We start from the raw sequence: 12,330 nt of genomic DNA, 5'->3' as shown, positions 1-12,330 counted from the left end.
TAGTCGGCTACGCCGAGATTTTCCATTTCGTAATTCGTAATTCATAAATCATAATTTTAAAGTTCCCCGGTTGCGACTATTCAGGAAAAAAATCACACCGAAATCAACGAGAATAAAGGTCAAGAGCCACATTACGGTTCCGCTTTGGAAGCCATAACTATGAAGCCCAACACCCAGCAAGTTAATGCCAAACCAGCAAAGGAATGTGATAATCACATTAAAGCTATTCAACAGAGCGAAGGTCCGTTCGCCAACAAGGCGACCGCCACGAAGATGCAAGGTCAGCATGGCCCACAGGCAAACAAAAAGGGCTCCGCATTCCTTAGGGTCAAAACCCCAAAAACGCCCCCAGGCATAATCCGCCCACACGCCACCAAGCAAGGTTCCCAAAATGGAGAATCCTGCACCGAAAACCAAGGTACCGAAAAGCAGTTTGGAAATGTTCTGGATTTTTTCTGTAGCCTCAGGATATCGAGTCTGGCGGAACAGCGCCACATGGGCTACAACGCCAGAAAGAATCATTCCCGCAAAGCCCAATGCAATGGTAAAAACGTGAAGGGTTAGGAACACACCGGAATTCAAAACAGCAGGAATGGGCTGGAACAAATCGCCCGGTTCCAAGATAAACTTAGCGAAGAACAGCAGAACCGCAGCCATCAAGGTCACGGGAATAATTAGGGAGAACGTTCGCTTTTTGCAAAAAATGAACGCACCAAATTCAAAGGCTTCCAAAAGCAAGGCCACCAACAGCACGATTTCATACAAACTAGAAAGAGGCGGACGGTTGGTTATGTAAAGACGCAAAGCAAAAGCAATGGCGAGAGTCGCAGCTACAGCAGCAGCCGCAGAATTCGCCGCAATATCAAGGGCGCGCTTTTTGAAAAGGGAATTGACTGCAGCCAAGACACAACCGATGAAAGCTAGGATGAACGCGATCAAGGCAAAGTTGGCGTGGTTGTAGAAAACTTCCGCCTTAAAGGTTTTCATTTGTTCGGGAGTTGCCTCGGCTTTCTTAAAGTCGCCACGCTGGATGGCTTCAAAAAGTTGCACGTTGGCAAGCAAACGCTTCATTTCCAATGTGGCAGGATGATCATCATTGCGGCTTGCATAAATTTCCAGTTGAGAACGGGAGGCATTCAAATCATTGTAGCTGACATAACGTTTATTTTCAGGCAGATGAAGCGCCTGCAACACATCGCTGCGAAGAACCTTAAAAAGTTCTTTTTCTTCAGAGGCACGCACATAAATAAGTCCAACCATATAAACCGCATCTTCATCATCGCAGTCATCCTCTACGCAGTACTTAAAAGTAACCTTGCCATAAAGATCGTTGACAATCCCGCGAGCAAAGGAGTCAAAGGGGCGCACAACCCCATTGACCATTACAGGGTCTTCAGGATTCCAAGGCAGTTTTTCCGCAATAGAATCTGGAATAGCAGGAGGAAAAAGGGTTGTTGCATTTGCAGAAGGCGTAAAAAACAGGCCTGCAAAAACCAAGGCAATCACACTTATAAAGTTCTTTTTATTTGCAGCAGACCCAGCCCGCACCTTAACAGCATAATGAAACGCCGCACTGAGCAAGAACAAAATCATGAACACGTACGGCACAAATTTGAAGGGATCATAGGTAGCGGTATAAAGATCCACCTTCATGCCGAACATATCCACCTGGCCCTTGTAGAACGTAAAATAGGGATAGCCCTCCCCTACCCCCACCGCACTTGTATTCAGGCTATCGTCAACAGTGTAGAATGTAATGGGCTTTGAGGATTCAGCAGCGCGAAAACCATTGTATTCCTGGCGGAACTCAGAACCCACAAGGCTACCCACCAAAAGAACCAGCAGGGCAATGTGCATCCCATAAAGCCCTAGGTTACGCCAACCTGAGGGAACAAGCCTGCCCGAGTCCACCCGAGAGAAAATCCGCGGCATGCGGTACATCATGGAGGCAATCAGGTGCAACGCACTCACAACGGCCAGCGACTTAAACGCAGGCAGCGGCACCACCCCAAGCACCCACAGGAAATAACTTCCAAAGAATCGGTCCGCCGCAATGGCAGCCCCCTCGTTCCCAGCAGCAGCCTGCCCTAAAGTCCCCCAGAAAGTCAGCAACAAAAAAGCCACCAGCAAAACGCAGGTTACCTTCAGGGAGGCAAATTTCCTTAAAGCGGCGGAGATGCGGGTCATCGTCCGACCCACACGAATTTAGATTCGTCCAGCTTCTGTTCCCCGTCGAAGCGGTAGCAGGCCAGCCGACCATTTCCAAGGTGCCCCGCGATACTAAAGTCCAGGCAGCAAACGTTGTGACGAATCAGGCGGGGTTCACCCGTCAGCCAATAATGTCCAAAGAATACAGGGCGTTCGTCCTCCCCATAAAAGCCGCGAGAACGAATTTCCGGTTTTACGTCACAACCCTCGGGCATGGTCACACCCGGCTGTAAACTCAATTCTTGCAAAGAGGCCTTAGCAGGGTCCACCCACCAACGCAAGCGGGTCCTGTAACGCTTAACATTTTCACCATCAAAGAAGAACTGACGGTTAGGCAGTTCCATTTCCGGTCCCTTCAACAGCATATCGATAGGCCAGAAAAGGGAATCCCCATATTCATTGTCTTCATCATTGGCACGGAAAATCAATTCGTCAAAATTTCCGTCGGCAAAGCAATGGATGCCCGCAGCCTTCAGCAGCTCAACAGCCCGCGGATGAAAACTGGCGTGCTGAGCCCTGAAACTTTCCGTTTCCAGGTAGAAGGGCAAGGTCTTGGCGAATTCCTTCATCTCCTTGAATTCATCCTTGCGCCCCACAAAATCCGTCACCGTCCTGGAATGAACCGCCACCTTGTTGAAGGTATGCTCACGAAGATAATTCTGCCCCACCTTTTTCAGGTAGCGGGGCCCTTCGTTCTTCTGCCAAAAACTGAGCATGTTGAATTCATGGTTCCCCATAAGGGCAATGGCAGAACCCGCATCCCGCATGGCCCGCACCAAATTCAGCGTGGAACGCACATTTGGGCCGCGATCCACATAATCCCCAAGGAACACCACCATACGTTCATTGCCCGGGTAACGGAACGCACCCGCAGACTCCACATAGCCCAGCTTTTTCAGCAAGGCCTTCAGACACTCACAATGCCCGTGGATATCACCAATGAAATCGAAGGAATTCTTACAAGTCACAAGACAAATATAAGAGTTTTGAGAAAAGAGCCAGCGGGATTTCCCGTCTGGCTCCTTGTTTTGAATGTCGGATTATATTTTAGTCCTTGACGCAATCGGGCATGGTTTCACCCTCGTCACAACGTTAACAAAGATTAAGGATTTCATCACACCCTTAAACAACTTTGTCTACGATTCCGAGGGAAATCTCATCGAGGACCGTTCCAAGTCCCTGAAATCTCCTATGATTGGATCTATGGACTACTTCGGCGCCCGTTATCTCGACCCCATGCTCGGATTGTAGACCAGCGAGAGAAGAACGTTTTGACAATTGCTTTGAAACATACCCGGTGTTTCCCCCTTTTGATGTGCTATTGCACAGATATATTCCCATGTAAAAGTTCTGCAAATTCACTATTGCACTTATGCATTGCCATGTTTTCATGGGTTGAGCCCACTATTGCACTGATACATACCCATGTGTTCATGGCTAGAAAGCAGATACGAGTTATCAGATACCAGATATGAGTTATCATAATCGCGCCGGAGTCGCCTAACTTTATAATTCGTAGTTCATATCTCATAATTCATATCTAAGTCCCTGGATTCTTCGACTCCGTGCTTCGCACTCCGCTCAGAATGACGCCACACTCTTCACCATTCACTGTCCACTATTCACTAATTCCCCTCTCTTTTCTAAATTTGCGTTCATGTTTCACCCTATCCGACATTTCATTACCATCACAAGGCACAGGAACGAAGTGATTCGCCTCTGCTTCAAGGCGGGTATCGGTTTCCAGGGGCTTTTCCACGATCTTTCCAAGTACAGCCCCACGGAATTCATTCCCGGTTGCAAATATTATACCGGAAAGGAATCGCCTAACAATGGAGAGCGTCGGGATACAGGTTACAGCCTGGCCTGGATGCATCACAAGGGCAGAAACAAGCATCATTTTGAATTCTGGTACGACTACGAAATGGCAACGAAGAAAATCGTGCCCATGCCGATGCCCGACCGTTACATCAAGGAAATGTTCTGCGACCGCGTGGCCGCCTCCAAGACCTACGGCGGCAAGGATTACGACCGCACCGCACCCCTGATGTACTTGACCAAGAGTACTGCCCGCGAAAAGATGGAAGAGAACACCTACAAGAAACTTCTGTACCTCTTGACCATGCTTGCGGAAAAGGGCGAAAAAGAAACACTGGCTTTTATTAGAAAAAACAGAGTACTCCCTACGGATTAACGAATCCATCAAGAGGAAAACATGAAAGAAAAAATCGCAAAAATCGCCTTTGTCGCATTAATTCTTGCAGCCTGCTGCCCCTGCGTAGCATCCTGGATGGCCCTCATGGCAGGTATCGTCTACGCCTTTGTTTTTGGCGGTCCAGCCTTCCCCAAGTTCGCCAAGAAGACCCAGAAGTATCTGCTTCAGGGTTGCGTGGTTGGCCTGGGCTTCGGCATGAACCTGCAGGCGGCTCTCGCCAGCGGTAAGGACGGCATGATGTTCACCATCATCTCTGTGGCCACCGTCATGGTTCTGGGTTTTGTCGTAGGCAAGATCATCAAGGTGGATTCCAAGACTTCTTACCTGGTCAGCAGCGGTACAGCTATTTGCGGTGGTTCCGCCATCGCGGCAGTCGCTCCCGTTGTAGACGCCGACGACAAGCAGATGAGCATGTCCCTGGGCACCATCTTCGTGCTGAACGCCTTGGCTCTCCTCATCTTCCCTCCCCTGGGCCACTTCTTCGGTCTCGATAACCAGCAGTTCGGCGAATGGGCTGCCATCGCCATCCACGACACCAGTTCCGTGGTGGGTGCAGCAGCAGCCTACAGCGACGAATCCCTGCAGGTGGCCGCCATGGTCAAGTGCACCCGCGCTCTCTGGATTTTGCCCCTGGCTCTTGTTACCATGCTGTTCTTCCGCAAGAACGCCGGCAAGGGCAAGCTGAATGTGGTCCCCTGGTTCATCTTCCTGTTCGCCATCGCCATGGTCATTAACACCTACCTGTTCCCGGCCATCGGCGTTCCTGCAGCAGTCGGCACCACCATCGTCGCCATCGCCAAGCGTGGCTTTGCCGTTACTTTGTTCCTTATTGGTACAGGCCTCTCCAAGGCTGCTCTCCAGAAGTGCGGTCCCAAGCCCTTTATCCAGGGCGTGATCCTGTGGCTCGCCATCGGCATCGGAAGCCTTCTGGTAATCAAGGGATTCTAATTTTCAGAAACCATTCCTCTTGATTTTAAAGAGAGTTTAGATGGGTAAAGCGAAAATTTTTCTTAAAATAATTTAAAACAAAGGGTCGCGCCATTATTGGTGCGACCTTTTACGCTTTTTAAGAATTTATATTACAGGGCTTTTATCTCTTCGGGGGTAAGGCCTGTTTGTTTGGCGATAACTTCTAATGAAATTCCCGCATCACGAAAGCCCTTGGCAAGTTCCTTGCAGGCCTCGGCACGGCCCTCCTCACGACCCTCTTCACGACCCTCTTCACGTTCGTCTTCAAGCATGTCTTTAAACGTCATGTAGTCGCTCCTTGTCTTAGGGTCCTTGTGGTAGAAATCCACCTTGTCGCTGATGGCTTTCGTTGCTGCAGATGAGGCTTCGTCGGTTGCGAAATACTTGAGGTAGTCGCGAACGGATTCATCGGTTACAGCGCCGTACCTGCTAAAATTACAAAAATATTTGTAGGTGAGATCGCCCAAAGTCAAGCTAGGATCGTTCTTCTCACGATTTTCGAATTCGTAGATGGGACGTTCCTGTCCGAAGATGTCCGTAGGGCACAGAAAAATAATGTATTGTTCCTTGAGTTCCTTGTACTTGTGAGTGTTTCCCATGGTTTCAGTATCGCTAATTCCCTGGTAGTATCGAGCTCTCAACGGCAATTCCTTGGTATCGACCATCTGCATCTCCAGATCGAAAGTGCGACCAATTCCATTGCACTCCTCCTTGACCAAAACGTCGAAGCGGATGTATTTCTTGTTCGGGTCGGCCTGCTGGTGGGCCTCGCCGACGACACTTACGCGTTCGATCTCAATTTTCAGAAGAGCCTTTAGGAAAGGCTTTGCAATCGCCTCGTCGCTGAAAACTTTCACAAACATGAAATTGTCGCGAATGGTGAGTTCTTCTAGAGGCTTGTATTTCTTCTTTTTGCAGTCCATTTTTCCTCCACGTTAAAAGTTCTGCATACTATTAACACGCAGGAAAATTCCTGATGACTCAGTTTTTTGTAGAAAAATTTTGTTTACCTGAATTATCTGAAGAATGCAATTTCCTATGATTGGAGAGTCATGATTTATGAATTAAACGCATGATGCTCTTGGGAGAAGTCTTTAGTGAAAAATTCAAAGAGACGAAGACAAAGTTTTCCAAGTTGGGTATATCCGTCGGATTTACTTTTTTAGCGCCACCAGGTCCGTCTTTTCGTAACGGTTATGTCCGATTAAAGACTTCTTGTATTTCCAGCAACAGACGGCATCTTCCAGGGAACGGCCCTTGTTGTCGGCAAAGAAGTCGCGGATGTAGGCGTTGTATTCCTGCAGGTTTCCTACAGGAGACTTGTGATCTTTCTTTTCTTTCAGGATGCGTTCGTAGGCGCAGATGGCTTCCTGGTAGGTGCGGCCCGCATTGGACTTCAGCCAGTTCTGGAACTGCACGTTGAAAGAGAATGCCTTGCCAATATGCATCTTGAAAAAGGCGCGATGCTTTTCGGAGCAGACAAAATCGTCTTCGATAAAAGTCTGCAGGCCGATGGTTTCCACCGCAGGCTTTGCGGTGCGCACACGATTCTGCGCCGACATTCTTTCTTGAGCTATTCTAAGTTCCATTTGTTTTTACCACCTAACACTCCCCCACCTCATCTAGGAAGGGGGCGCCAAATATACTATATTTTGTAGAAGTCGGCTGTGAAATATCACAGTTGCAACAAATAAAACTGAACGGAAAGGCTTTTTTATGGATCTCGGAAGATATAACCGTGCCCGCGTAGAAGAAATTACCCCCCAGGGCTACTACCTGGAACTGGAAAGCGGCGACCGCGTGCTGCTCCCCGGCAACCGCGAAAAATTCACTCTTGAAGAAGGCGAAATCCTGGACGTGTTCGTGTACACCGACAGTGAAGACCGCCCCATCGCCACTTTGGAAAAGCCCTACGCCCAGGTAGGTGAATTCGCCGTGCTTGACGTCAAGGACGTAAACCGTTTCGGCGCCTTCCTGGACTGGGGTCTGAACAAGGACCTGTTCCTCCCCTTCAAGCAGCAGCTGGGCGAACTGCAGCGTGGCGACCGTTGCGTGGTGTTCATTCTTGTTGACGACAAGAGTAACCGAATCGTGGCCACCGAAAAAATCAAGAGCTTCCTGGATCCGGACACCAGCGAACTTCATGTGGGTCAGCGCGTCCAGCTGGCCGCCTACGAAGTCACCAAGGACCACGTAGACTTCCTGGTGGATTACCGCTACACCGGCCGCCTCATGCTCACTCCCGGCATGGAACGTATCTACATCGGCGACACCATGCCCGGCTTTATCCAGCGCTTTACCGCCGACGGAAAGATCACCTTGAACCTTTCCCCCATCGGCTACAAGGGCCTTATGAAGAGCGACAGCCCGGCAGCCATCCTCCGCAAGCTTGAAGAAGCGGGCGGCAGCCTCCCCTACGGCGACCACACCGACCCCGAAGTGATCCGCCAGGAATTCGGCATGTCCAAGAAGACTTTCAAGAAGCTTCTGGGCACCCTCTTCCGCGATGGCAAGATTTACATCAGCGAAGACGGAATCAGCCTGGTTTAAAAAGCAGTCTATAAAACAGCTTATAAAAAGACGAAGGACTTCCCATAAGGAAGTCCTTTTTTAATGGTTAGACGTTCTGACCCGAAGTCAAAAATAATTCTTGGAAATTATTCTTCCGAAAGAACCACCAGTTCGATACGGCGGTTGGCCTTGCGACCTGCTTCGGTGGAGTTGTCGGCCTTGGGCTGGCTGGAACCATAACCGTTAGCCTTGAGGCGACCTTCGGAAATACCCTTGCTCACCATGTAATCCTTGACGCTGTAGGCGCGTTCCTGGCTCAGGCGATCGTTCAGTTCGTCGCTGCCTTCGGAACTGGTATGGCCCTGGATTTCCACGAGGGCCTTGGGGTTGCGCTTCAGGCCTGCAATGGCTGCGTCCAGAGTCTTGAGAGATGTGGGCACCAGTTCGGCACTGCCAGCCTTGAAGGTGACGCCAGTCAGTTCGGCACGGGTATCGTCGAAGGTAACGGTGATGCCGCCGGAGCTTGCGGTCTTGGAAACATAAGGGGTATTACCGCATTCGAAGGGGCCGGTCAAACTTTCACAAAGGATGGTGTAAGTTTCTTCGCGGGGAATGTGGAAGCTGGCTTCGCCATACTGGTCAGTGGTAATGACAAGCTTGTTCTTGGGATTGTTCTGACCGACGAAAGTCAGCTTCTTGTGAGACTGGGGAACATCGTCGTAATTGGTGTAGGTCACGTTCAAGACAGCGTGAGTCTTGTTGGGAACAAGGTCCCTGGCAAAAGCGGCACCAAAGCCAACCAGAACGGACATCGCAAGAGCAAAAAACTTCCTATTCATAGCACATCCCTTTAAATGTATGCAATTCCATTTTGCGACCCAAATTTAATTAATTCTTGAGGCAAGAACTAGGCTTGAACCCTTGCAAATGTTATTGTAAAAGCTAATTTTACCATCGAAAATTTTTCGCCTTATTATAGGAGTTCTTATGAAGTTCAACAAGATCGCAGCAGCCCTCGTCATGAGCCTTGCCGCAAGCACCGCAGCATTCGCCGCCGACGCCACCGACAACATGAGTCTCAAGGGCAACGTCCAGACCCAGGTCACCAAGTCCATCGCCGACGAAGACAACAACTTCAGCTCCGGCTGGATCCGCGCCAACATCGGCGGCCAGTACAAGAGCGAAAGCCTTGACGGTTTGATCATGCTCCGCATCTTCGCTCCGGAATTCGGCAACAAGCTCTCCAACGGCGAAAAGGCCTCCAACTACGACAAGATCCTGGCAGACCTCTACTGGGTAAACTATAAGTGGGCTCCCACCGCCAACGACAACGTCAACCTGAAGATCGGTCGCTGGAAGACTGACTGGTCTCAGTCCACCAACTTCGGTACCTATATCGACAAGGACCTGACCAAGCGCGGCCTCTGGATGCGCGATTACAGCCACAACGCTGTTGAACTGGGCTGGAAGCACGGCCTGAACCAGTTGAACGCCATGGTCGCCACCAAGAACGGCACCGCCAACCAGGGCTACATTCGTGTCGAAGACGACATGAAGTTCACCTTCCCCCTTGAAATGAAGGTCGCTTACCGTTCTAACCTCATCGACGTGGTCCAGAACACCGCCGCCATCACCCACCGTGTTGCAGCATACGCCAGCTACACCTTCGCACCCAACCTCCGCCTCTACGGTGAATACGCCTGCCTCTACACCGAAGACCAGGACATCAATACCGCCGTCGAAAACTACATCGCTCCGGAATCCAAGTACTTCACCCAGGGTGACTACGTCCAGCCCTTCTACGCCGGCGTTGAAATTCCCACCTTCGGCATCCTCAGCAACCTGATGTTCGAAATGGAATACATCAAGGACCGCGAAGAAAAGATCCACTTCGCCAAGGACAACAAGATGGATGACCTGGCATGGACCGTGGCTCTCGTGAAGAACATCGGCAAGTCCAAGCTCCAGTTCAGCGTCTACAGCGAAGACGAAGTGAGCGACGTGGGCCTGGCATTCCGCCTGACCAGCACCATCAAGTAATTACAAGCCGAGAGTCGCGGGCAACCCGTGAATCGAAGCAGGCCGTGAATCGCGGCGAAAAGGAGTCGGTACCCCGGCTCTTTTTTTGTTTCAGAATTAAACAGCCTTTTGTTTCAAAAGTGAACATTTACTCCATATATAAGGGCTGCAGCCCCCATTTACGGCATTGGCACAAAAATTGCTAAATTTGGGCGAAACAAAAAAAGGCCCCCAAGGCCAACAGTTTAAACAATAGGGTTTCCCGAACGTGGAGCCCGCAACAAAGGACAGAAAAATGATCAAGCCTTTAGCAGATCGCATCGTTGTAAAGCCGGCTGAAGCCGAACAGAAGACCTCCTCCGGCCTCTTCATCCCGGATAACGCCAAGGAAAAGCCCATGCAGGGTAAGGTCGTGGCAGTAGGCCCGGGCCGCAAGACTGAAAACGGCGAAACCGTTGCTATGGAAGTCAAGGTTGGCGACGTGGTTATCTACGGCAAGTACAGCGGCACCGAAATCTCCGTCGAAGGCGAAAACTACCTGATCATCAAGGAATCCGACATCTTCGCAACTCTTTAATAGAAGCGAGGTCGCTTCGCTCTGAGGTATGAGGGCGCATTCCTGCGGAATGCTTTGAGGTTAAAAGGCTATAAGCCGCAATCATAAACCTCCAGGCGCGAAGCGCCGACCTCAAGCCCCAAAGTGCCGCAGGCACGACCCCATCCCAAGAATTTTAAATAAGGAAAAAGAAAAATGGCAAAACAGTTGAAGTTTGATGTGGCTGCCCGTGAATCCCTCATGAACGGCGTCGATAAGCTGGCAAACGCAGTTAAGGTTACTCTCGGCCCCAAGGGTCGTAACGTCATGATCGCCAAGGCATTTGGCGCACCCAACGTCACCAAGGACGGCGTTTCCGTCGCTAAGGAAGTTGAACTGGAAGACGCTTACGAAAACCTGGGCGCACAGATGGCCAAGGAAGTAGCAAACAAGACTTCTGACACCGCTGGCGACGGCACCACCACCGCAACCGTTCTCGCTCAGGCAATCACTCGCGAAGGCCTCAAGAACGTTGCCGCAGGCGCAAACCCCATGGACATCAAGCGCGGTATGGACGCTGCAGTTGACGCTGTCATCGAAGAAATCGGCAAGATGGCTGTGAAGATCAACGGCAAGGAACACATCGCTCAGGTTGCTACCATTTCCGCTAACAACGATCCGGAAATCGGCGACCTCCTGGCCAACGCTATGGAAAAGGTCGGTAACGACGGCGTTATCACCATCGAAGAATCCAAGACTGCAGAAACCATCCTCGACGTCGTCGAAGGTATGCAGTTCGATCGCGGTTACCTGTCTCCCTACTTCGTCACCAACACTGACAGCATGGAAGCAGCCCTCGAAGCTCCTTACATCCTCCTTTACGACAAGAAGATCTCCACCATGAAGGACCTCCTCCCCATGCTGGAATTCGTCGCAAAGCAGGGCAAGCCTCTCCTCATCATCGCTGAAGATGTTGACGGCGAAGCTCTCGCAACTCTCGTTGTGAACAAGATGCGCGGCACCCTGAAGGTGGCAGCCGTTAAGGCTCCGGGCTTCGGCGACCGTCGTAAGGCAATGCTGGAAGACATCGCTATCCTCACCGGCGGTATGCTGGTTTCCGAAGACACCGGCGCTAAGCTGGAAGACGCTCCGGTTACCGTCCTCGGTCAGGCAAAGTCCATCGTTATCACCAAGGACAACACAACAATCGTCGAAGGTGCTGGCGACGCCGCTTCCATCAAGGGCCGTATCGCCCAGATCAAGAAGCAGATCGAAGCTACCACTAGCGACTATGACCGCGAAAAGCTCCAGGAACGTCTCGCTAAGCTCGCTGGCGGCGTTGCAGTGATCAAGGTCGGTGCTGCTACCGAAGTTGAAATGAAGGAAAAGAAGGACCGCGTTGACGATGCTATGCACGCTACCCGCGCAGCCGTCGAAGAAGGTATCGTTCCGGGTGGTGGCGTTGCTCTCATCCGCGCAGCCAAGGCTGTCGAAGCCCTCAAGCTCACCAACGACGACCAGAAGACTGGTGCCGCTATCATCAAGCGCGCTATCGAAGAACCTCTCCGTCAGATCGTCGCAAACGCTGGTGGCGAAGGCTCCGTCGTTGTGAACAAGGTTAAGGAAGGTAAGGACGGCTTCGGCTACAACGCCAAGACCGATACTTACGAAGACCTGATCAAGGCTGGCGTTATCGACCCGGCTAAGGTTACCCGTACCGCTCTCAAGAACGCATCCTCCATCGCTTCCATGATCCTGACCACCGACTGCGTGATTACCGAAAAGAAGGAAGCCAAGCCGGCAGCACCCGCTATGGATCCTTCCATGGGCATGGGCGGCATGATGTAATAAAGCCTTCTCGCGGGGTCTCCCC

The 12,330-nt window shown here is 51.0% G+C and carries 12 protein-coding genes; 7 read left to right on the top strand and 5 right to left on the bottom strand.

The annotated features are described in order from the left end of the window. Positions 1-48: 48 nt before the first annotated feature. Together BUB73_RS01425 and BUB73_RS01420 are read right to left on the bottom strand one after the other, a co-directional pair. Entirely contained in the window at positions 49-2,187 is a 2,139-nt protein-coding gene (locus BUB73_RS01425; RefSeq protein WP_073283023.1) for a cytochrome c biogenesis protein, read from the bottom strand. Next, entirely contained in the window at positions 2,184-3,176 is a 993-nt protein-coding gene (locus BUB73_RS01420) for a metallophosphoesterase (protein ID WP_073156210.1), read from the bottom strand. The genes BUB73_RS01425 and BUB73_RS01420 overlap by 4 nt, the downstream gene beginning before the upstream one ends. 64 nt (positions 3,177-3,240) lie before the next feature. On the opposite strand from BUB73_RS01420, the gene BUB73_RS01415 reads away from it, so the two are divergent. From BUB73_RS01415 to BUB73_RS01405, 3 genes are all read left to right on the top strand, one after another. Further along, positions 3,241-3,459, top strand: coding sequence for a hypothetical protein (locus tag BUB73_RS01415; protein WP_073283020.1), 219 nt, complete (start codon positions 3,241-3,243; stop codon positions 3,457-3,459). A gap of 406 nt (positions 3,460-3,865) precedes the next feature. Continuing rightward, a complete protein-coding gene (locus BUB73_RS01410) occupies positions 3,866-4,402 on the top strand; it encodes a DUF5662 family protein (RefSeq protein WP_073156207.1) in 537 nt (178 codons plus the stop codon). Between the two features lie 21 nt (positions 4,403-4,423). Further along, on the top strand, positions 4,424-5,371 hold the full coding sequence (locus BUB73_RS01405) for a YeiH family protein (RefSeq protein ID WP_083539596.1): 948 nt from the start codon (positions 4,424-4,426) through the stop codon (positions 5,369-5,371). A gap of 131 nt (positions 5,372-5,502) precedes the next feature. On the opposite strand, the gene BUB73_RS01400 is transcribed toward BUB73_RS01405, so the two are convergent. Next, entirely contained in the window at positions 5,503-6,315 is an 813-nt protein-coding gene (locus BUB73_RS01400) for an Rpn family recombination-promoting nuclease/putative transposase (RefSeq protein WP_073156202.1), read from the bottom strand. A gap of 231 nt (positions 6,316-6,546) precedes the next feature. Then, positions 6,547-6,981, bottom strand: a complete 435-nt coding sequence (locus BUB73_RS01395) for a DUF6434 domain-containing protein (protein ID WP_175547626.1) — start codon at positions 6,979-6,981, stop codon at positions 6,547-6,549. A 127-nt stretch (positions 6,982-7,108) separates the two neighbouring features. Here BUB73_RS01395 and BUB73_RS01390 point away from each other — a divergent pair, with 127 nt between their 5' ends. After that, on the top strand, positions 7,109-7,942 hold the full coding sequence (locus tag BUB73_RS01390) for a CvfB family protein (protein ID WP_073156200.1): 834 nt from the start codon (positions 7,109-7,111) through the stop codon (positions 7,940-7,942). 107 nt (positions 7,943-8,049) lie between these two features. Here the strand turns inward: BUB73_RS01390 and BUB73_RS01385 are convergent, their stop codons facing one another. After that, entirely contained in the window at positions 8,050-8,742 is a 693-nt protein-coding gene (locus BUB73_RS01385) for an OmpA family protein (RefSeq protein ID WP_073234036.1), read from the bottom strand. Positions 8,743-8,890: 148 nt separating this feature from the next. Here BUB73_RS01385 and BUB73_RS01380 point away from each other — a divergent pair, with 148 nt between their 5' ends. From BUB73_RS01380 to groL, 3 genes are all read left to right on the top strand, one after another. After that, complete coding sequence (locus BUB73_RS01380) at positions 8,891-9,943, top strand: hypothetical protein (RefSeq protein WP_073156196.1); 1,053 nt, start codon at positions 8,891-8,893, stop codon at positions 9,941-9,943. 274 nt (positions 9,944-10,217) lie between these two features. Beyond that, on the top strand, positions 10,218-10,499 hold the full coding sequence (gene groES / locus BUB73_RS01375) for a co-chaperone GroES (protein ID WP_073156194.1): 282 nt from the start codon (positions 10,218-10,220) through the stop codon (positions 10,497-10,499). Between the two features lie 174 nt (positions 10,500-10,673). Continuing rightward, positions 10,674-12,305 carry a chaperonin GroEL gene (gene groL / locus BUB73_RS01370; RefSeq protein WP_073156191.1) on the top strand — a complete coding sequence of 544 codons (1,632 nt, stop codon included), beginning with the start codon at positions 10,674-10,676 and terminating at the stop codon, positions 12,303-12,305. Positions 12,306-12,330: the final 25 nt, after the last annotated feature.

It is taken from the genome of Fibrobacter sp. UWH6, assembly GCF_900142465.1.
Classification (GTDB): domain Bacteria; phylum Fibrobacterota; class Fibrobacteria; order Fibrobacterales; family Fibrobacteraceae; genus Fibrobacter.
This window is presented reverse-complemented; position numbering and strand designations above follow the sequence as displayed.